This window comes from Pseudomonas sp. IAC-BECa141, from assembly GCF_020544405.1.
Lineage (GTDB): Bacteria > Pseudomonadota > Gammaproteobacteria > Pseudomonadales > Pseudomonadaceae > Aquipseudomonas.
Genome location: NZ_CP065410.1, coordinates 1,535,178 through 1,555,704, shown reverse-complemented (window position 1 = coordinate 1,555,704; position 20,527 = coordinate 1,535,178). Strand labels below are relative to the sequence as shown.

Sequence of the window (20,527 nt, the reverse complement as noted above, 5' to 3'; positions counted from 1 at the left end):
GCTAAACTTGCCTCATAACCGTCATTAGTCTTCTGCAAAGGTGAACCCATGAGTTCGTCCACCCCGACCAACACTTCGAAGCTGGATCGCATCCTCGCCGACAACCAGCGCGACAAGGAAATGGGCTACCGCGACAAGGCCCTGAAGATGTACCCGCACGTGTGCGGCCGCTGCGCCCGTGAGTTTTCCGGCAAGCGCCTGAGCGAATTGACCGTGCACCACCGCGACCACAACCACGACAACAATCCGCAGGACGGTTCCAACTGGGAGCTGCTGTGCCTGTACTGCCACGACAACGAACACTCGCGCTACACCGACCAGCAGTACTTCGGCGAAGGCTCGCTGAGCACGCCGAAAATCGCCAAGGCCACGCACAACCCGTTTGCTGCCCTGGCCGGGCTGATGAAAAAGAAGACTGAGCCACCACTCCGATCGTTCCCACGCTCCGCGTGGGAATGCAGCCCGGGACGCTCCGCGTCCCAAAGCGGACGCAGAGCGTCCATTGAGGCATTCCCACGCAGAGCGTGGGAACGATCAGCACCGCAGATCCTCAATCTGCCCGCCCTCCCCCAATCCCCGTATAATCGCCCTCTTTTTCCCGAAGGCACCCCGCTCGTGGCAGACAAACGGTACAGCTGCATTGGTTTATATAACCCCAAATCACCGGAAAACGTCGGTTCGGTGATGCGCGCCGCAGGCTGCTACGGCGTGTCGACCGTGTTCTACACCGGCAAGCGCTATGAGCGCGCCGCCGATTTCGTCACCGACACCAAGCGCGTGCACTACGACATCCCGCTGATCGGCATCGACGACCTGAAAAAGATCCTGCCGCTCAACTGCGTCCCGGTCGCCGTGGAACTGGTCGACGGCGCCCGCCCGTTGCCGGAATACACCCACCCGGATCGCGCTCTGTACATCTTCGGCCCCGAAGACGGCTCGCTGGATCAAGAGATCCGCGATTGGTGCGAAGACGTCGTGTACATCCCGACCACCGGCTGCATGAATCTCGCCGCCACGGTCAACGTCGTGCTCTACGACCGTATGGCCAAAGGCCTGAATACCCGCTCCGGACCGAAATTCCGCTGAAACGCCGCACATCCGATGGAACGAGCTGACGGCCTGCGCAGTCAGCTTGTTTATCGATTACTCATTGCCTGGAGAAAGATCATGACCGAGCTCAAACGCGTCGAGCGTATCGAATCCACCCCGTTCCAGAGCCGTTCCGAGCAGAACGTCGAAGGCTGGGAGCGCATCGGCTCGCTGGCCGGCGGCGTGATCATGGTCGGCAAGGGCCTGCGCCGTGGCGGGGTGTTCGGGCTGATTCAGGTGGCGATTGGCGGTGTGGCCATGGCCCGCGGCATCACTGGCCACAGCTCGGTGAAAAGCCTGCTGGAGAAAAGTCGTCAGGACATGAACAACGTGCGGGCAAAGATCGAGCGGGCCGGCGACGAGCTGAGCAAGCTCAAGGCCAATGCCGAAGCGGCGACCAACACCGCTACGGTGACCGGTAATGACTCAGTGAAATCGCCGAAAGCCGGGGTTTGATTCTGGATTTACCTTGAGGCTGCTGGCCTCATCGCTGGCAAGCCAGCTCCCACAATGTTTTGGGGTGGAGACCAATCGGTGGTCACCACACAATCCTGTGGGAGCTGGCTGGCCAGCGATGACGGTATTACTGCAGTAACGCGGTATCGAGGACTTTGGACGACTCGCCGAGAATGCTTTCGGCGAGTTGCACGAACGCTTTGGTGTCCACCGTCCCCAGATGCATTGCCCCGCGCAGCATGTCATCCAGCGAGCGCTTGTTGCGGGTCTTCAGGCGAATTTCGCCATCCAGCTCCTGCAACAGCAGCACCGCTTTCGACACCTGCGCCGGGCTGATCTGCTCGCCGCGCAGGGTCGTGACCTTCTGGCTGTCCCTGGCCAGTTTCGCCTGCAACGCCTGGTAACGCTCGTCGCTCATGCCCCCCGCACGGCGCACCAGTTCGATGGCGTAATACTCGGCAAACCCTTCGCTGATCCAGTCGCTGCGCTGCTCGTCGTTGATCCGTCCGAACACTTGCGCCAGCTCGCGCACCAGTGCGCTGCTGCCGCTTTCGCTGACCAGCGGCAACCGCGTGTTGAGGTAGATCGACTCCCGCGCCGCCAGGCTGCCGCGCCACATCGGGTCGTTGGCACCGACGATCAACAGTTTGCTCGGATGGCGCGGAAACACCGCCTGCACCTGCGGCCAGACAAACGTCAGCAGCGTCAGCACGTCCATCCGGCGCATGCCCTGCCCTTGCGGCGAGGCCACGGTGACTTCGGTTTCCCCCAGCCGCGTGCGACGGCTGCCAAGGTGGCCGGCGAGCATCCAGCCGGTCGGGCGGTCGAACAGGCGTGACGGATTATCGATGCGGAATTTGTTCTTGCCGATGCGTGGCCAGGCGGTTTCGACGCTTTTCCAGCCATCGGGCAATTCGAAGTGCAGGCGTGCGACCAGCTCGATGCCGTCCTGTTGATCGAGCCTGGCTGGCGGCACCAGTTCATCGCCGCGCATCAGCGCCCAGGTCGGGGTCATGCGCGTGTCGAAACTGCCGTTCTTGCGACCATGGCTGATGCGCACGCGGTAGGTCAGGCTGGCCTTGTCCGCCGTCGGGCGCCAGACCCCGCGCGCCGGTTTGCCCGGCGTCAGTTGCCACTGGCCGTCGGCCTTGAAATCGCTGTAGCGGCTGCCATCGCCAAGGTCGAAATCCAGGCTGCGCACCGCTTCGCCCCTGGCGAAGGTCATGCGCACTTCGGCCTGATCGCTCTGCGGCAACAGGCGTACCTGATAATCCAGATCGACTTTCTTCGCCGCCCACACCGGCGCACTCAGCGCCAGCAGCGTGACGATCAGCGCCCGGCGCAATCCCGTCGCCATACCTGCTCCTTGGTCAATCGTTAACCTGCGCGGAAAATCAGGTGATCTTCCCAGTCGTCTTCCGGCACGCTGCCTTCGGCGAGCATGCGCCCGGACTGGGAAATCCGCTCGTGGTGCACCGCGTCGCGATCACCGCAGACCAGGTGATGCCACAGCGGCAGATCCTTGCCTTCGCTGACCAGCCGATAACCGCAGGTCGGCGGCAGCCATTTGAATTGTTCGGCCTGGCCCGGGGTGAGCTGGATGCAGTCCGGAACAAACTTCATGCGGTTCGGGTAATCGCTGCACTGGCAGGTTTTCAGGTCCAGCAGTTTGCAGGCGATACGCGTGTAATAGACGCTGTTGTCTTCTTCATCCTCGAGCTTTTGCAGGCAGCACAGGCCGCAACCGTCGCACAGCGATTCCCACTCCTCGTGATCGAGTTGATCGAGGGTTTTGCGTATCCAGAACGGTTCGACTTTGGCGGCCATGGCTCAAGCATCAACATCAGGTGGTGAAAAGGCCGCCAGTCTAGTGCCCAAGGCCCCGTGATCCAAGCGCTGGCGACTGCCGGTTGTGCGGGGCTTGTCAGTTTTTGCGCGGCCAAGTAGCTTTGCCGGTCACACTAGGCCTTCGCCGGATGCCATTAACGCTCGACCGCGTTGCACCCGGTGAACTGCAGGCTTGCGCCACAACCCCATCGTTCAGCCCAACTGATCCCGCCGGGTTTCGCTTCCAACCTGTCCTCAAACGTAGCAAGGAATCTCTCGATGAGTGCCAACCCTCGCGTTGCCGAATACGCCATTCACCCGCAGTTCACCGATCGCTGGTCGCCCCGCGCCTTTACCGGCGAAGCGATTTCCGAAGAAACCTTGTTGAGCTTCTTCGAAGCCGCGCGCTGGGCGCCGTCGGCGTACAACTCGCAGCCGTGGCGTTTTCTCTATGCCCGTCGCGACACGCCGAACTGGGAGCGTTACCTGGGTCTGCTCAATGAATTCAACCGCAGCTGGGCACAGCACGCGTCGGCACTGGTGATCGTGATTTCGAAAACCACCTTCACCGCACCGGGCGCGACCGAGGAAACGCCAGCGCTGTGGCACACCTTCGACACCGGTTCCGCGTGGGGCCATCTGGCGCTGCAAGCGAGCCTGAGCGGCTGGCACACCCACGGCATGGCCGGCTTCGATCAGGAGCTGACCCGCAAGGAGCTGAACATTCCGCAAGGCTATGCGCTGCACGCCGCCGTCGCGGTGGGCAAGCTGGGTGACAAGGCAAGCCTGGCGGATTACCTGCAAGCACGGGAAACGCCGAGCCCGCGTCGTCCGCTGAGCGAACTGGCGGCTGAAGGCGATTTCACCCTCTAAGCCCCGTTTGATCGTTCCCACGCTCTGCGTGGGAATGCCTCAAGGGACGCTCCGCGTCCAGTGACGCGGAGCGTCACGGGCTGCATTCCCACGCGGAGCGTGGGAACGATCTCTAGTCAGTAACCGCGTGCGAAATCCACTTCGCCGCGCAGCGCCTCGCCCGCCTGATACGCCCGCAAGTTATCCAGAAACAACTGCACCATCATCGGCGGCGAGGTCGGTGCCGAGCTGTGCCCGGTCAGCAGCAGGCCCCACGCGGTCCAGAACGGGTGCCGTTGCGGCAACGGTTCCTGGCGGCAAACGTCGATCACCGCGCCAGCCAGATGGCCTTCTTTCAACGCTTCCACCAGATCCGCGTCGACCACCGCGACACCGCGCCCGGCGTTGATGAACAACCCGGTCGGCTTGAATTGCTTGAACAGTGCAGCGTCGTAGATGTCGTGGGTGTGCTCGGTGTTGGGCAGCAGATTGACCACGTAATCCGCTTCGCCCACCAGACGCGGCAAGTCCGCCATCGAGCCGACTTCGACAAACGGCGCCTGCTCGCGAGCGCTGCTGGCGATGCCGTACAACTCGACGCCAAACGGCAGCAGGAACTGCGCCACGCTCTGGCCGATGTCACCGGTGCCGACGATCAGCACCTTGCGTCCGACCAGACTCTGGCCGGTGCGGTTGTCCCACTTGCGCTCGACCTGGCTGACCAGTCGCGCCAGCACTTCGCGCTCATGGCCGAGCATGTAGGTCAGCACGTATTCAGCCATGACCTGGCCGAAAATGCCGACCGCCCGGGTCAAGCGGTAATCCCGGCGCAGGCCGTCGGCCAACAGCGGCGTGATGCCGGCCCAGGTCGATTGCAGCCATTGGGGCTGGTGGCCCTGACGCAGCAGGGTCGCCAGCAGATCCGGCTGACCCAGCCACACCGGGCAATCGACGGCCTGACGGGCCAGTTCGGCGGAGTCGCCGCTGGTCAGCACTTCAAGCTCCGGGGCCGCCTGACGCAGCAGTCGGGCGTATATCGCGTGGTCGTGTTCAGCAATCAGAACGCGCATCTTCAAACCTTTCGCAAACCGTGCAGGCGGCCGTCCACTTCGTGGCAGCCGTCGCCGTAAAAACCGTTCCAGGGGTTACAAGAGGCCCAGGACAGGGCCTCGCGGATCAGACCGGGTCGTTGCGTCGCAGCAACTCTTCGGGCAAGTGCTCGATGTACTCTTCCTCGGCCGGTGGCATCTGCAGGTGATAGCCCTGCTTGTCGAGGTTTTCCAGGACCACGGCGATGTCTTCGCTGGCGAGCTTGCGCTCGGGGGTCAGCACCAGATCGAAGGAATGCCTGGCCTTGCCGAACGCCGCCATCAGGCCTTCCGGCACACGCTCCAGCGCATCGCTCTTGAGCACGTACAGATACATGCCGCTTTTCTTCGAACTTTGATAAATGGAACAAATACGTTTCAAGGCTGTTCTCCGGCGGTGGCCAGGCTGTCGAGCAGCTTCTGGCCCATCAATTCGCGGCGCCAGCCACGCAGCGAATCAGGCAATTGGTAAGGCCCCTCGGGGAAGCCGCTTTTGACCAGCGCTTCGAGGGTTTTCTTGCGCAGCATCAGCTCCGGCGCGATGCCCAGACGCTCAGCTTCGGCCTGACCGAGCGCCCGCAGCTGTTTGATCAGCGCGGCGGCTTCGATCGGCAATGGCTCCGGCACAGCTGGCGGCCATTGATCAGGCCCCACACTGCCAGAGCGCTTGATCAGATCAAGCAGAAACTCGCCGTCCTGACGCACGGTACGCGGATGCATGTCTTCGATCTTGCCCAGCGCGCTGAGGCTGTCCGGTTGGGTCCGGGCCAGCGGCCACAGCGAGTGTTCACGGACGATGCGGTTGCGCGGCAGATCGCGGGCACGGGCCTCGCGTTCACGCCAGGCACACAGCTCACGCAGTACGGCGAGTTGAGCACGGGACAGTTTCCACGCCAGCTTGGCCTCGCGATACACCTCGTACGGATCGGTTTCGCGGCGCAGGTTGGCGACCAGTTCGGCGCCGTCCTCCAGCACCCAGGCGTATTTGTCGTCGGACAGTTTCGGACGCAGTTGTACGAAAACCTCCGCCAGATGCACGGCGTCTTCGGCGGCATAGCTGATTTGCGTGTCGGACAACGGACGCTGCAACCAGTCGGAACGGGTTTCACCCTTCGGCAGTTCGATGCCGAGCACTTCCTGCACCAGACGCGAATAACCCATCGAGAACCCGAGGTTCAGGTAGGCGGCAGCCAGTTGGGTGTCGAACAGCGGCGCCGGCAGGCTGCCGGTCAGGCGCAGCAGGACTTCAAGGTCTTCGCTGCAGGCGTGCAGGACTTTGAGTACCGCCGGGTTTTCCAGCAAAGCGGCCAGAGGTTGCCAGGCGTTGATGGTCAGCGGGTCGATCAGGTAGGCGCGTTTGCCGTCGCCAACCTGCAACAGGCCGGCAATCGGGTAGAAGGTGTCGACCCGCATGAATTCGGTGTCGAGGGCAACGAACGGCAGCTGCTGCCACTCGGCGCAAAACTGCGCGAGGCTATCGTTGTCGCGAATCCAGTGAATATCGATGGCCACACGGCTCTCCCTTCAAGAATGGCGCGCAGTATATATCGCCACCGGCGCTTTCCGCGCCTCTACAGGGCAAGAGCTTGATGAAATCTCCTGCCTGAGGGAAAGAATAGTCTTACAGATTGAGTCTGCCGGTCAGTCCTTGGCCAGCACCCCGTCGATCACCGCGCCCCGGCAGCCGGCAAACATGTCCAGATCCGGCTGGTACACCTTGCTCTGCACCTCCAGCAGACCGAGCATCGAGTGGAACAGGTTGTCCTGGCTCAGCGGCTTGTCGCGGCTCATTTGCAGGCAATGGGTGTCGACCGAGTAGGACTTCTGATAGCTGTCAGAGAACCACGCCAGCATTGCCACGTGTTTTTGCTGCTCCGGCGCCAGCATGTACGGCGTGCCGTGCAGGAACAGGTTGTACTCGCCCAGGGATTCGCCGTGGTCGGACAGGTACAACATGGCGGTATCGACCTTGTCCTGATTGCTGCGCAGCACATCGATCAGGCTCGACAGCACATGATCGGTGTACACCAGCGTGTTGTCGTAACCGTTGACGATGCTTTCGCGGCTGCAATTGTTCAGCGCATTGCTTTCACACACCGGGGTGAAGCGCTCGTATTCCTTTGGATAGCGCTTGAAGTATTCCGGACCGTGACTGCCCATCTGGTGCAGGACCAGCACAGTGTCCTTGTCCAGGTGATCGATGAAGCTTTGCAGGCCTTGCAGCAAAATCTCGTCGCGGCATTCGCTGTTGGCGCACAGCGCCGGGTCTTTCAGATTGCTGACATCCTGCAGGGTGACACGGTCGCAGGTGCCCTTGCAGCCGGACTGGTTGTCGCGCCAGATCACGTCGATCCCGGCCCGTTTCAGCACATCCAGCAACCCTTCCTCATTCTTCGCCTTGCTGGCGTCGTAATCCTTGCGGCCCATGTTGGAGAACATGCACGGCACCGACACAGCGGTTTCGGTGCCGCAGGAATGCACGTCAGTGAAGGCGATCAGGCCGGTTTCCTTGTCCAGTTTCGGTGTGGTGTCGCGGTCATAACCGAGGATGCCGAAGTTTTCCGCCCGGGCACTTTCCCCCACTACCAGCACCGTCAGGGATTTGCGCGGATGGTTCTGCACGGCGGCGTTACGCTGGGCGTCTTCGCCAAGCGTGACGAACGGTTGATGCGCCGAAGCCACCTGCTCACGCAGATAACCGGCCGAGGCGCCGATGTAATTGCTCGGCACCAGCATCAGGCGAATTTCGTGGTGATTGCGAAACAGCGACGACAGTCCTTGATAATTGGCCAACGCGACGCCGCCAATAACCGCGACCGACGCGACACTCACCACAACTTTGCTTAATAACTCGCGATGCCAGCGACGATAGTTGACTGGAACTTTCCACAACAACCAGGACGGCAAGACACCCAAAAACAAGATATAAACCAGCAACTTCAAAGACAGCAGATCGCGAACTTCGGTGGCATTGGTTTCGGCAAAGTTGCGAAACATGCCGGCATCGATCAATACACCGTATTGGCTCATGAAATAAGCTACGCCGGCACTGACCATGAACAACAACGTCAACACAGGTTTCAAAACAGGTCGAAACGCCAGCAGCGTCAAGACGATGTTATACGCCGCGAAGATCATCACCCCGAACGCAATGCGCATCGCAATGCCCTTGCCGTCCGCGGCGGTGATGTCGAACAGGTGTTGCCAGAGAACGAAATTGAATCCGGTCAAAAGAAAGGCGCTGGCAAACAACGTCACCCATTCCGGGCGCACGGCTTTTAACTTGAACATGGCGAGGGACTATTTCCTTGAAAGAAGTGCCGTCGCCAATTGTGAAAATTTCATTGACGCAGACCACGCAAACTCTAAGCAGGCAACCATCAATTTTTTGTGAAAAAGAAGCCAACGATTAGTTGGCCGATGAAATAACCATGAAATATGCAGCGTATTTGAGAATGATTCAGCTGTGGTTAAGACGCGGGCCACGAGGTGCCGTATCGAGTTTCTCGATAGCGGTCATGACATTCTGATTTGCCGCCCCGCTCCCCTGCCCGCCTAATCAACAGCCCCTGGTTCAAAGGTCTGAAGATGGAAAACGTTCGCGCCACTGCCCGCCCCGCTGTCTGGCTCATGCTCGGCATCATCCTGGTCGCCCTCAACCTGCGCCCGTCGATGGCGGCGGTCGGCCCCTTGCTCTCGGCCATTCGCGGCGATATGGCGCTGAGCTTCAGTCTCGCAGCGTTACTGACCCTGCTACCGGTGATGGCGATGGGGCTGGCGATGTTTTTCGGCATGGCGGTCAGCCAGCGCCTCGGTGAACAGCGCACGGTGCTGCTGTCGCTGGTGATCATTGGCTTGGCGACGTTTTCGCGTTTGTTTCTCGATTCAGCGGGCGGATTGATCGCCAGCGCCGTGCTGGCCGGGATCGGTATTGCACTGATCCAGGCCCTGATGCCCGCGCTGATCAAATCGCGATTTCCCGACAACGTGGCGCTGTGCATGGGCCTTTACGTCACTTCGATCATGGGCGGCGCGGCGCTGGCCGCTTCGTTCGCACCGTGGGTGATGATGCAGACCGGCAACTGGCGGGCGGGACTGGCTGTCTGGGCGGTTTTGGCACTGCTCGCCATTCCTTTCTGGTGGAAAAACCGCGCCACGTCACCGAACACCAACCGGGCCGTTGTCAGAAAAGAATCCTTCTTCACGAATTCCCGCGCCTGGCTGCTCGCGATCTTCTTTGGTCTCGGCACCGCGTCCTACACCTGCGTGCTCGCCTGGCTGGCGCCGTATTACGTGGAAAAGGGCTGGAGCGAACAAAACGCCGGCCTGATGCTGGGTTTTCTGACGGCCATGGAGGTGATTTCAGGGCTGGTGGTGCCGGCGATCGCCAATCGCAGCCGTGACCGACGCCTGGTGCTTGGCGCCCTGCTCGGCCTGATCATCGCCGGGTTTGTGGGGCTGATCCTCAGTCCCCTGCACTTGAGTCTGCTATGGCCGTGCCTGCTCGGGCTGGGTATCGGCGGGTTGTTCCCGATGAGCTTGATCGTATCCCTCGATCACCTCGACGAACCGCAACGTGCCGGCGGGCTGACCGCATTCGTACAAGGCATCGGCTACCTGATTGCCGGGCTCTCGCCGCTGATGGCCGGGATGGTGCGCGATCAGTTGGGCAGCTTCGAATGGGCCTGGTGGTCACTGACGGCAGTGATGGCGCTCATGCTGTTGATGGTGCTGCGTTTTGATCCACGGCATTACACCCGGCACATGGGCTGATCGGGCGAACGGCAGGCCGCCTCGTCTGGATAAAGGCTTCTGGCCAGCTTTTTCGGGTTTGATTGTGTACGTCGTGTTACTAAAACTTTCTGTCCCACAAGTGACAGTGAAACGTCCTACAGGGCTTTCTCCTGGCACCATCGTTCCGTTACGATCATGCGCACACGTTTGCGCGGATTCGGCGCAAGGAGCACAGCGAGACAGAACGGATGCTGAACAGTAACTTGCTTAGAAAGCTCGACATGCAGGATCTCATGGTGTTTGTCGCCGTGTATGAGCAAAGCAGCGTCACCGACGTGTCGGAGTCGCTGTTCGTCAGCCAGTCCACCGTCAGTTACTGCCTGAAAAAACTGCGTACCAGCTTCGAAGACGATTTGTTCGTCAATACCCGCACGGGAATGCGCCCGACCTACAAGGCCAGCAGCATGTATGGCCATGTGCAGAAAATCCTCGAAAGCATCAACCTCTGCCACGCCGGCGCCCCGACCTTCGACCCGATGGCGCAACCGGTGACCTTCAACATCTGTGCCCCGGAATACTTCGAGCAACTGATCCTGCCGCGGATGTTGAAGCGCTTTGACTTCGATGACTTGCCGGTGATGGTCAACATGCACAAGTTCGAAACCGACGTGCCGGTCGAAGAGTTGCGCGATGGCAGCCTCGATCTGGTGATCTGTTTCGGCCCGCACTTCCATCGCAGTCACGCCGACCTGAAATCACGCATGTTGCTGGAAGATGATCTGGTCTGCGTTTTCGACAAACGCGCCACGCCGCTGGAGCCGCGACTGAGTCTGCAAGCTTTTACCGAACGCCGGCATGTGTTTCCCACGCCGTGGACGTCGACCACCAACATGGTCGATGGCTGGCTGGCGCGCCAGGCGCAAAAACGCCAGATCGTCGCCCGCTCCAACAGTTACAGCGCGGCGTTGAAGATGATCACCGGCACCGATTTCATTCTCACCCTGCCCCGGCGGATCCAGCGTTTACTGACCAACGACGCGGTGTTCAACCACTGCGAGGCGCCGAATGGCCTGCCGGGGTTCACCCTCGACATGCAGTGGAGCCACAACGTCGATCAGGACAGCGCCAACCTCTGGCTGCGCGAGCAGGTCATCAAGACCTGCGCAGAGCTGGAAGCGGCCTGAGTCCTACACGCCGATGGCGGTCTTGTTGTAGGACTCGCGGTCGATGTCGAGCAGTTCCACACTCAACTGCACCTCAACCCCGGCCGGCCATTCGCACAATTCCTGCAATACCGCCAACAGGCTCTGCGACAGTTGCTTCTTGATCTCCGGAGAGCGCCCGCTGAGCAGCGCCAGCCTCACCGCCACAAAGGCGCGCTCGTTCATGGCGGTGCCGACCTTGAAGGTTTCAACCTTGAGCGCACGGCTCTTGATATCGAACTCCGCCGAGAACTGACCGGAACCCACCAGTGTGTTGTTGAGCCGGATCAACGCCACGTCAGCGTTCAGTTGCGGCAGGTTGGCGGTGTATTCCAGGTGCAGGTGTGGCATCTCGGTGCTCCAGTGGTTCGGCGCAAAGGTCGTACATATAACACAGCAACGCATGACTCACGCCAACGACGACATCACCGGACGCTCACTCATGAACTGCTCCAGCCGCGAACGCAGCCAGCGCTCGGCCGGGTCGCTGTCGACGTGGCTGAGCCAGACCATCGACAGGTCAAGGGTCGGGGTCTTGAACGGGAACGGCTCCTTGAACAGGAACCCGGAAGCGGCCATGGCTTCGGCGGTGTAGTCCGGCAGGCTGGCAATCAGATCGGTGCCGGCCAGCAACGCCGGCAACGAACTGTACTGCGGCACCGACAGCACCACCTGACGGGTGCGACCGATATCCGCCAGCCACTCATCGGCGTAGCCACTGACATTGGCTGTGTGGGAAACCAGCACGTGGGGGCGTGCGCAATATTCATCGAGTGTCAGCGGCGTGTCGGATTTGTCGGCGCGCAGGATGCTCGGCTGAATATGCCGCAGCAGTTTGCGCTTGGCGTTGGCCGGCAGGCCGCGGGTCTGGCTGATGCCGACAGTTATATCGCCGGCGGCCAGCAGATCGGGAATCCGCCAGTAATCGACGTGCTGCACCACGAACACCACGTTCGGCGCCTCCTGGCGCAATACCCGAAGCAATGGTGGCAACAGGCCGAATTCGACGTCATCCGACAGACCGATGCGAAAGGTCATGGTGCTGACGGCCGGGTCGAAATCCCGGGTCAGGCTCAGCGCCACCGACAGCGAGTCAAGCGCGGGCTTTAGATGGCGATAAATGTCTTCGGCGCGGGCGGTCGGCTCCATGCGATGGCCGACGCGGATGAACAACGGATCGTTAAGCATGGTGCGCAAACGATTGAGCGCCGAACTGATGGTCGGCTGGCCGAGAAACAGTTTCTCGGCGGCCCGGGTCACGTTGCGTTCGAGCATCAAAGTCTCGAATACCACCATCAGGTTGATGTCGGCCTTGCGTAGTTCATTGCGGTTCATCCATTGCCCCCCGATCCCCAGATTGCGGCAGTGTAGAAAGGCCGTGGGGGCGGCGTCCATCGAAACGGTGCGTCATTGCACCGTCAACGTCTTCAGCCCCAGACCCATGACCCGCGAATCGTCGTTGATCCCCAACTGTCGGGGGCTGACGGCATCCGGCAACTGTAATTCGATTTCGAGCCGGGCATCGTTCTCGAGGCGCTGGTTAAGCTGGGCGCTGATCGGAATTTCCAGGCGATTGCCTTGAAACTGCGTCAAACGGGTATCCAGCACTGGTTGGCCGTTCAGACTGATGATCACCCGCTGGCCGGGGTGCCCGGGCTGTATGAATGCCAATGCGTCGATCACGATCGAACTCGCCGGAGGCAACACGCGCAATTGGATTTTCGCCTGTTGACCTTCCGTCCACGTCCCCCAGCTTTCAGGCTTCGACCAGCCGCTGGCCAGTTGCCGGTTTCGATAATTGAAGACCAACGCCTGTCCCGGGCGAGTCAAGGGAAGGAGTGAAATCCGTCGCCCCTCATCCTGCACGGACAGGCACTGCACACAACGTTTCCAGCCCGGCGCCAGTACCGTAATCCCGTCCACGCGCGTCAACAGATCGGTTTCACTGTTGATGGTTCTCGCGGCATCGACCAAAGCATCGTCGTCCAGGACGTACAAGGAATCTGCGTCGTACTGCCCCGAATCGAGCATCGCGCGGGCGTTCTGCTGTGCCCGCACCAGCGCCGAAGTGCTCATGCGTCCCAGATAGACAGCATCGGTCTTCATGCCGTGGGTCGCTGCGAAACCGGCAATCATCTGCCAGCGCTCTCCTTGATTCTGTGGCATCAGACTGCGGACATTGGCATAACGCGCAGCGGCGCTCGCCCAGAAAGGATCAGTCATCGGGCTGGCCCAGACCGACGAAGGTGCCACCATTTTTCCCTGCCGCAGCCCCATCCAGCCGTTTCGGGTATCGACAACCTGGATCAGCAGCGCCACCGCGAGCAGACCGATGGCGACGCGCGGCCGATAACCGCGTACCACCAGAAAAATCGCGGCCAGGATGCAGACATACAGAACCGGCCAGAACATCCGGCCCGAGGCACGAAAGATATTGGCCAGCGCGACAAAACTTTTCGGCAGCGGATAATCGAGATTCAACGCCCCGATACCGATCTGATTCGACAAAGCGAACAGCCATAAACCGAACAGCGCCATCAGCAGCCATGGACGCGCGCGCACCTGATCCTGCAAGGGTTGGCGGTTTCGAAATCCGGCAATCAGCGCCAGCGGCGCCAACAAGAGAACGCCCGGACCAAGGTAGTTGAAACCTTCGTAATCCCCGTCGGCCTTCGGCAGATCAGGCAGGATCAATGACCAGCCGGCCGGGTCGAGGGGCGACAGCAGATTCATCCGGTACAAACCAAAGCCACCGGATGCCGCGCCATCGGCAATGCTGAAATACCCGGCCTGCCAGCAACACACGCTTACCAGAGCGAAAAGCATGCCCCCTTCAATCATCCCCTGACGCCGGGTCAATGACTGATTGAATGTCTTGCCCAGCAGATCCGCCACCCAGATCAGCGCAACCATGGCCAGCAGGTAGGCGTGCACCCATGCCGTTACAGCAAGCAAGGTTCCCCAGGCGACACGACGTCGGCTCAGGTTCGGCAACAGCGTCAGGTACAGCGCAGCCAGGATCAGGAAATGGCCCGCCAGCGAGAGGTGCGCGCCCATGCGCAAAAACATCGCAGGCGAGAACACCAGCAACCCCGTCCCTAGCAGTCGAATCAAGGTTTGGGTCGTCATCAGCCCCATTAGCTTCCAGCCAAACCAGGCTTGCAGGACACAACAGGCCAACAGCCACAAACCGAAATACTGAAAGGTCTCCGGCAACCAGGCACTGAACGGTTTGAACAACAGCGCGAGCAGTGGATTGGAGTCGGAAAAAATGATCGCGCTGCCCAGTTCCAGGCCGTAAGAAGGATTGAGCCCGAGCGGGAACGTCCAGGGAGCCTGCCGAAAAAACGCCCAGCCCAGATAATGCGTCGCCGGATCGCCCTGCTCCAGCCAGGCGATGTTCTGCGGATTCAGCGCTTGCGGCCCGACCACCAGAAAAAACACCAGAACACCCAATAGCAGCGGCAACAGGGAAAGTGCCGGGTGCTCCCGTGAATCCGTCATCGATACGTCCAGAAGTTATGCAGTACAAAGGTGAATGCCGGAATCGTCAGCGCCACGGCAATGATTCCGGCCAGATAGTGCAGCCCGGCCATCTGCGCCGCCCAGGCCACGAACATTGCCAACAGAAAGCCGCCCGCCGAAACCATCAGAAAACGCATCAGAGTCTTGCCGTGCAACCGGGCGGAAAAACTCCAGGTGGTGTTGATCACGTAGGACACCACCGTCGCCACGATAAAGGCGACGCCGTTGGCCAACGCAGGCACAGGACTGACGAAATTGATGAACAGCACTGCCACCAACGCATGCAGCGCCGTGACGAACAGACCGGTGACGGCAAAACGCACACCGCGCTGAATCAGTGCGGACCGTTTCGTCGCCATCACGGCTTGCGCGCCAGCACGAACACACTCAGTCCGCCTGCGCGGTTGATGCCCATCAGCGGCAGCTCGAGGCTGCACAGGGTTTTCAGCAGTCTATTGACCAGCGGATGATGTTTTTTCAATTGCGAACGCGGTGCCGAACCCCGAGCGCCGGGTATCAGGCGCGACGCCAGCGCAATCGGGAAGACCGCGCCGAAGTAATAGGCGCCCCGCTCCACCGTCAATCCGGCCTTTCGGGCGAGAGTTTCGAATTGCCCCAGGGTGTAGCGACGCTTGTGTTCGAGAAAATCATCGTGCCCGCTCCACATGAACTGGAACGCCGGCACGGTCATCAGGAAGCGACTGCCGGAGGGCACTTTGTCGACGTAAGACTTGAGCAGGCCGAGGTCATCATCGACGTGCTCCAACACATCCATCAGCAACACCAGATCAGCATCCACGGTGTCGATCGAGCGACGGTAATGCACCGGTTTGCCGGCAGTGGTGGCGCTGGAGTCGGCCGGGTAGCTGATGTCCACGCACCAGGCTTCGCGTGCCGCCGTGTGCGTCAACAAATGATGGGAAAAAAATCCTGAACCGGCGCCGACGTCGAGAATTCGTTTGATGGGCGCCTCACCCAGCAGGCGGCGGGTAGCCGCTGCCTTGGAGCAGTAATACCAATGCTCGCCGATGCTGTCGCCGAGAATGTCGGTTTCCTTGAGATCCATCTGTCAGTCCTTGGATTCGTAAATGCGGCGCACCAGGAAAACCGGCCGGCGCTTCGCTTCGATGTAGGTGCGGCCCAGGTACTCGCCGAGCACGCCAATGCCGATCAGTTGCAGGCCGCCGAGGAATGTCACCGCCACCATCAGCGACGCATAACCTGGCAGATCGACACCGTGCAGCACCGTACGCAGCACGATGAACATCGCAAAGGCGAACGACACCAGAGACACCAGCGCCCCCAGATACGTCCAGATCCGCAACGGCTCGGTGCTGAAACTGGTGATGCCTTCCAGCGCGAAATTCCACAGTCGCCAGCCATTGAACTTGCTCTGCCCCGCCGCCCGCTCGGGGCGTTCATATTCGACCTGCGTGGTGCGGAAACCGACCCAGGCGAACAAGCCTTTCATGAAGCGCCGCGACTCGGGCAAGGTCAGCAACGCATCGACTACACAGCGATCCATCAAGCGAAAATCGCCGACATTCTCGGGCAATGGCTGATCGGCAATCCGGTTGTGCAGGCGATAGAACCAACTGGCGGAGGTCTGTTTGGCCCAAGTGTCGTTGCGCCGGCTGATGCGGTGGCCGAGCACGACCTCGAAACCCTCCCGCCAGCGTTCGATCATCTGCAAAATGACTTCGGGAGGATCCTGCAGATCAACGTCGATCGGTACCACGATCTGCCCGGTGGCAATCTGCAAACCGGCGGACATGGCCGCTTCCTTGCCGAAATTACGACTCAGATCGACGATGCGGATGCGTGAATCGCTCTGCTGGCAATGCAGCAAGCGTTCCAGCGTTGTATCGGAACTGCCGTCATTGACGAACACCAGTTCCAGTTGGACGAGCGCCTCTTGCTCGAAAACCTGATGAATGCGCAGGAGAAAGCCGTCGAGGCTGTCCTCTTCATTGAATACGGGAATCACCAGCGACAACTTCACCGGGTTCGCGTGTTGCGTTCCGTGCAGATGAACCAATGGACTGCTCTTTCTTATAGTGATTGTCGGTCGTCGAACGCCGTTCGACACCATGAGCCGCACCGTATTAAGCAGCAGCCCGATATGTCATGCAAGGGGCAAACGACGGCGTTCCGGCCAATCCGGAGGACGATCCCTGCGCTCTGCCCCGTGCCTTTCAGAAACATTCACGAACGATTGGAAACAAATCCCCGATAGCCAAAAATCCGCGCTCCGCTAGGCTTGCGTCGAGGCGTCACACAGGCTGTCGCACATAAATCGCATGGAGCGAACTGAATGTATTTCGAGATTTACAGGCAATCCAAAGGCACCCCGAGCACCGGAAAGGGCCAATGGCGCTGGCGGCTGCGGGCAGGCAACCACGAGACGGTCGCCAGCGGGGAGTCGTATGTGAACAAGGCGGATTGTCTGCATGTGATCGAGTTGATCAAGGGTGTCCAGGGGGATACGCCGATCAAGGAGATCTGAGGACTGTTCAGGACGCCGGGCTGCCTGTGTTGGCAGCTCCGGCGACTTCTGATGTTGCTTCAGGGCATCAGGTCGCCCTGGAGATGGCGGAACAGACCGATGTTTGAATATGCCTTGCGACGGTCGAGTCCTGACCGTCGCTACCCAGCCAGAATCAGCCGATAGAAGAATCCTTAATTTAAGAGGTGACTCTATGTTTTAAGCACTTGTTGATATCTTCAGAAGTTACAACTGGCGGGCCTGCTGAGTGCTAGACAAACCAGCTTAGATGGTTCTGCCAATTGCTTGCTCGTAGTATGAAAGGAAATGCCGCCACTGCGACTCATCCCAGTAAGAATGCCGTCTGAGTTGAGGAATGTCGTGACGAGCTGCTCCCATCGCCGTAGCACGACCGCGTGACTTCTCTAAATCAAGTAACGCCAGCTCGAAGTCAAATACCGCATCCGTAATCGATGCCTTGATAAAGATGTGTTTGGACCGCATGCAACCGTGCTGCCACTTGCCCGAGTGCATTCTCGCCAGCATTTGCGCCAAACGCTTAAATAGTTGCTCATGTTGTTCCGTCGTCAACATGCTGGCAGCGCCTTGGCTATACCAAGTATCCAGATCTATGAAGCCGCCCAGGTCTTCCGTGACCAAAACACCTTGCCATACCCCGTCGACTTTTCTCGCACCATAAAATACGGGTCTTGGCGCGTTTACACCCAGTTTCTCGAGTCTGGAGAGGGCAACCCCCTCACGCAGAGCGGTGGGTCTGCCAGTGGGATAACGCAGGCTGCGAAACAGATGGCCGGTTTGACGCTTGACGAAGAACGTTCTGTTATCTTGAACAACCAGCTGGACACCACTAGTACCGCTTCGGCGCACATTGGGCGGTTCAACCCACGATCCGGATGTACCCCACCAAAATTCAAACTCTTTGCCTGACCTGCCCATTACGCGCTCCATTATTTAAAAGTTTTCTGCGCCGTTTTATTTTGATCGCAATAGCAGCTCAGTCCATTCGTGAATATAAATAGTTCCCCGCAAATTGCAGGTTTTTTACTAGCTCGAGATCTTGCTCTTTACAGAGCCGGACATTCAGAGCGACCACGCTCAAGACAAGCGATTTGGAAGATTTTTGCGTCCACGATTGGCCGATGGTGGTTACTGGCAAACCTCTGCTTATCGCTGGAAGCGGTCGGTCAGCCTACTAAGCTTTTACCAAATATGCCGGACGATCACCATTCGTTGGATTTCATTCGTCCCCTCATAAGTCCCTCTGAAAGGTATTCAGCCAGCCTTAGAGCATCAAGTCCGTCGTTAACTATGTAAGCAACGCCAAGCACGTCGAAAAAATTTGGCAAACGCCGAATCGTCTACATCAGCAAGAGCGATGTAGAGCCGTTCGAAGCGCTCGTAGACACCAAGAGCATGGCCGGTGTCGTGTCAAAAATGCTGGGGTTTTAAAACGGACTAGAGCCGCATGACGGGCAAGGTTTATGCCCAGGAAATGTTTCAAATAGATCGACGGGAACGAAAAAGCCCCCGTAATCTTCAATGATTACGGGGGCTTAGTCTTGTTCAATAATGGCGGAGAGATAGGGATTCGAACCCTAGGTACCGGTGAAGGTACAACGGATTTCGAATCCGTCCCATTCGGCCACTCTGGCATCTCTCCAACGGCGCGCATCATAACAACACTTTTACCGAAAGCAAACCCTCTTTCGAAAATTTCTCCGTGCTATCAGATGCTTGCGTCGATTAAAGCGGTACGCCCAGACGGTTGGCGACTTCTTCGTAGGCTTCGATGACGTCACCGAGGCCCTGACGGAAGCGGTCCTTGTCCATCTTCTTCTTGGTGTCCTTGTCCCACAGACGGCAGCCGTCCGGGCTGAACTCATCGCCCAGGACGATGGAGCCGTCGCTGAACACGCCGAATTCAAGCTTGAAGTCCACCAGCAAGAGGCCTGCGTCGTCGAACAGTTTGCTCAGGACTTCGTTGACCTTGAGCGACAGTTCCTTCATGCGCGCCAGTTGCTCGGCGGTGCCCCAGCCGAAAGCCACGACGTGGGATTCGTTGATGAACGGGTCGCCCTTGGCGTCGTCCTTCAGGAACAGTTCGAAGGTGTACGGGTTGAGCTTCATGCCCTCCTCGACGCCCAGACGCTTGACCAGGCTGCCGGCGGCGTAATTACGCACGACGCACTCGACCGGGATCATGTCGAGTTTCTTCACCAGGCACTCGTTGTCGCCCAGCAGTTTGTCGAACTGGGTCGGAATGCCGGCCGCTTCGAGTTTCTGCATGATGAAGGCGTTGAACTTGTTGTTCACCATGCCTTTGCGGTCGAGTTGCTCGATGCGCTTGCCGTCGAACGCCGAAGTGTCGTTGCGAAACAGCAGGATCAAGCGGTCAGCGTCGTCGGTCTTGTAAACCGATTTGGCTTTGCCGCGGTAGAGTTCTTCACGTTTTTCCATGATGGGCTCCGCTTGCTAAGTAGATGGGCTAGGCGATGTGGCGCCAGTCGAGCCCTGAATCTTGATCGGCCAGTTGCAGCCAGTCCGGGTCGCACCCGAGGGTGTCGACAAAACATTGCCGGGCCAGCTGCGGCAGGTTGTTCTTGCTGCTCAGATGGGCCAGGACCAGGTGTTGCAGGCCTTGCCAGCCCAACTCGGCCACCAGGAATGCCGCCTGATGGTTATTCAAATGTCCCAGCTCGCCGCCCACCCGCTGCTTGAGAAAGTACGGGTAATGACCACGGGCCAGCATGTTGCGACAGTGATTGGACTCGATCATCAACGCATCGAGATCCCGATAGCCGTCCAGCACCCGTTCACAGTAAGAGCCCAGGTCGGTCAGCAGGCCGAAGCGCCGTTCACCGTCACTGAACACGTACTGAGTCGGTTCCCGCGCATCATGGGCCACGGCAATGACCCCGATGTTCAGAGCACCGATCTGCAACTGCTCGCCACCGGTCACGAAACCGGCAGGTTCAATCGGTTTGCGCATCCCGCGCAGTGTGCCGCGACTGAGGTAGACAGGCAGATTGTAGCGCCGAGACAGCAAACCCACGCCATGCACGTGGTCGGCATGTTCGTGGGTTACGAGTATCGCGCTCAGTTGCGCCGGGTTAACCCCCAGGCGCAACAGGCGTTTTTCGGTTTCCCGCAGGGAAAAACCACAATCCACCAGCACATACGTATCAGCACTGGCGATCAGCGTGCCGTTCCCTTGGCTACCGCTGCCGAGAACGGCAAAACGCATTGGA

The 20,527-nt window shown here is 59.6% G+C and carries 21 protein-coding genes, 1 tRNA gene and 1 pseudogene; 7 read left to right on the top strand and 16 right to left on the bottom strand.

Annotated elements, in window-relative coordinates; all coding sequences use genetic code 11:
* Positions 1–48: 48 nt before the first annotated feature.
* The 3 genes and pseudogenes from I5961_RS07065 to I5961_RS07055 form a co-directional block, all read left to right on the top strand.
* Positions 49–414, top strand: a pseudogene (locus tag I5961_RS07065) (YajD family HNH nuclease); the annotation flags it as partial.
* A 201-nt stretch (positions 415–615) separates the two neighbouring features.
* Complete coding sequence (locus I5961_RS07060) at positions 616–1,086, top strand: RNA methyltransferase (protein ID WP_007958066.1); 471 nt, start codon at positions 616–618, stop codon at positions 1,084–1,086.
* 81 nt (positions 1,087–1,167) lie between these two features.
* Positions 1,168–1,545 carry a DUF2892 domain-containing protein gene (locus tag I5961_RS07055; RefSeq protein ID WP_085683107.1) on the top strand — a complete coding sequence of 126 codons (378 nt, stop codon included), beginning with the start codon at positions 1,168–1,170 and terminating at the stop codon, positions 1,543–1,545.
* A gap of 127 nt (positions 1,546–1,672) precedes the next feature.
* Here the strand turns inward: I5961_RS07055 and I5961_RS07050 are convergent, their stop codons facing one another.
* Entirely contained in the window at positions 1,673–2,902 is a 1,230-nt protein-coding gene (locus I5961_RS07050) for a hypothetical protein (protein ID WP_227234746.1), read from the bottom strand.
* A 20-nt stretch (positions 2,903–2,922) separates the two neighbouring features.
* Positions 2,923–3,372 (bottom strand): YcgN family cysteine cluster protein, encoded by a 450-nt coding sequence (locus I5961_RS07045; protein ID WP_085683109.1) that lies wholly within the window; start codon positions 3,370–3,372, stop codon positions 2,923–2,925.
* Positions 3,373–3,651: 279 nt separating this feature from the next.
* On the opposite strand from I5961_RS07045, the gene I5961_RS07040 reads away from it, so the two are divergent.
* A complete protein-coding gene (locus I5961_RS07040; RefSeq protein WP_085700617.1) occupies positions 3,652–4,245 on the top strand; it encodes a nitroreductase family protein in 594 nt (197 codons plus the stop codon).
* A gap of 116 nt (positions 4,246–4,361) precedes the next feature.
* Here the strand turns inward: I5961_RS07040 and I5961_RS07035 are convergent, their stop codons facing one another.
* The 4 genes from I5961_RS07035 to I5961_RS07020 all read right to left on the bottom strand — a co-directional run bounded on the left by I5961_RS07035 (position 4,362) and on the right by I5961_RS07020 (position 8,603).
* Complete coding sequence (locus I5961_RS07035) at positions 4,362–5,294, bottom strand: D-2-hydroxyacid dehydrogenase (protein WP_007958054.1); 933 nt, start codon at positions 5,292–5,294, stop codon at positions 4,362–4,364.
* 106 nt (positions 5,295–5,400) lie between these two features.
* A complete protein-coding gene (locus I5961_RS07030) occupies positions 5,401–5,694 on the bottom strand; it encodes a YcgL domain-containing protein (RefSeq protein WP_085700616.1) in 294 nt (97 codons plus the stop codon).
* Positions 5,691–6,824: a ribonuclease D gene (rnd, locus tag I5961_RS07025; RefSeq protein WP_085700615.1), complete on the bottom strand. Its 1,134-nt coding sequence runs from the start codon at positions 6,822–6,824 to the stop codon at positions 5,691–5,693. Before rnd ends, I5961_RS07030 begins: the two co-directional genes overlap by 4 nt.
* Before the next feature lie 129 nt (positions 6,825–6,953).
* Positions 6,954–8,603 (bottom strand): phosphoethanolamine transferase, encoded by a 1,650-nt coding sequence (locus I5961_RS07020; protein ID WP_227234744.1) that lies wholly within the window; start codon positions 8,601–8,603, stop codon positions 6,954–6,956.
* A gap of 297 nt (positions 8,604–8,900) precedes the next feature.
* On the opposite strand from I5961_RS07020, the gene I5961_RS07015 reads away from it, so the two are divergent.
* A complete protein-coding gene (locus tag I5961_RS07015; protein ID WP_227234742.1) occupies positions 8,901–10,085 on the top strand; it encodes a cyanate transporter in 1,185 nt (394 codons plus the stop codon).
* A 209-nt stretch (positions 10,086–10,294) separates the two neighbouring features.
* A complete protein-coding gene (locus I5961_RS07010; protein ID WP_085700612.1) occupies positions 10,295–11,230 on the top strand; it encodes a LysR family transcriptional regulator in 936 nt (311 codons plus the stop codon).
* Between the two features lie 3 nt (positions 11,231–11,233).
* On the opposite strand, the gene I5961_RS07005 is transcribed toward I5961_RS07010, so the two are convergent.
* From I5961_RS07005 to I5961_RS06980, 6 genes are all read right to left on the bottom strand, one after another.
* Entirely contained in the window at positions 11,234–11,599 is a 366-nt protein-coding gene (locus I5961_RS07005; RefSeq protein ID WP_085700611.1) for a 5-carboxymethyl-2-hydroxymuconate Delta-isomerase, read from the bottom strand.
* Between the two features lie 57 nt (positions 11,600–11,656).
* Positions 11,657–12,583, bottom strand: a complete 927-nt coding sequence (locus I5961_RS07000) for a LysR family transcriptional regulator (RefSeq protein ID WP_085700610.1) — start codon at positions 12,581–12,583, stop codon at positions 11,657–11,659.
* Positions 12,584–12,655: 72 nt separating this feature from the next.
* The gene (locus tag I5961_RS06995; RefSeq protein WP_227234741.1) at positions 12,656–14,752 is read right to left on the bottom strand and encodes a DUF6311 domain-containing protein; all 2,097 of its coding nucleotides are present in this window, start codon (positions 14,750–14,752) and stop codon (positions 12,656–12,658) included.
* Positions 14,749–15,132, bottom strand: a complete 384-nt coding sequence (locus I5961_RS06990) for a GtrA family protein (protein ID WP_227234739.1) — start codon at positions 15,130–15,132, stop codon at positions 14,749–14,751. The genes I5961_RS06995 and I5961_RS06990 overlap by 4 nt, the downstream gene beginning before the upstream one ends.
* Complete coding sequence (locus I5961_RS06985; protein WP_085700607.1) at positions 15,132–15,839, bottom strand: class I SAM-dependent methyltransferase; 708 nt, start codon at positions 15,837–15,839, stop codon at positions 15,132–15,134. Before I5961_RS06985 ends, I5961_RS06990 begins: the two co-directional genes overlap by 1 nt.
* A 3-nt stretch (positions 15,840–15,842) precedes the next feature.
* Positions 15,843–16,811: a glycosyltransferase family 2 protein gene (locus tag I5961_RS06980; protein ID WP_413541589.1), complete on the bottom strand. Its 969-nt coding sequence runs from the start codon at positions 16,809–16,811 to the stop codon at positions 15,843–15,845.
* A gap of 276 nt (positions 16,812–17,087) precedes the next feature.
* Between I5961_RS06980 and I5961_RS06975 the strand changes: the two genes are divergently transcribed.
* Positions 17,088–17,279 carry a YegP family protein gene (locus I5961_RS06975; RefSeq protein ID WP_085700605.1) on the top strand — a complete coding sequence of 64 codons (192 nt, stop codon included), beginning with the start codon at positions 17,088–17,090 and terminating at the stop codon, positions 17,277–17,279.
* A gap of 264 nt (positions 17,280–17,543) precedes the next feature.
* On the opposite strand, the gene I5961_RS06970 is transcribed toward I5961_RS06975, so the two are convergent.
* From I5961_RS06970 to I5961_RS06955, 4 genes are all read right to left on the bottom strand, one after another.
* A complete protein-coding gene (locus I5961_RS06970; RefSeq protein WP_085703819.1) occupies positions 17,544–18,215 on the bottom strand; it encodes a lipopolysaccharide kinase InaA family protein in 672 nt (223 codons plus the stop codon).
* Positions 18,216–18,849: 634 nt separating this feature from the next.
* Positions 18,850–18,939 (bottom strand) — tRNA-Ser (locus tag I5961_RS06965).
* Between the two features lie 83 nt (positions 18,940–19,022).
* Positions 19,023–19,736: a phosphoribosylaminoimidazolesuccinocarboxamide synthase gene (gene purC / locus I5961_RS06960; RefSeq protein WP_007963288.1), complete on the bottom strand. Its 714-nt coding sequence runs from the start codon at positions 19,734–19,736 to the stop codon at positions 19,023–19,025.
* 28 nt (positions 19,737–19,764) lie between these two features.
* Positions 19,765–20,523 carry an MBL fold metallo-hydrolase gene (locus I5961_RS06955; RefSeq protein ID WP_085700603.1) on the bottom strand — a complete coding sequence of 253 codons (759 nt, stop codon included), beginning with the start codon at positions 20,521–20,523 and terminating at the stop codon, positions 19,765–19,767.
* Between the last annotated feature and the right edge of the window lie 4 nt (positions 20,524–20,527).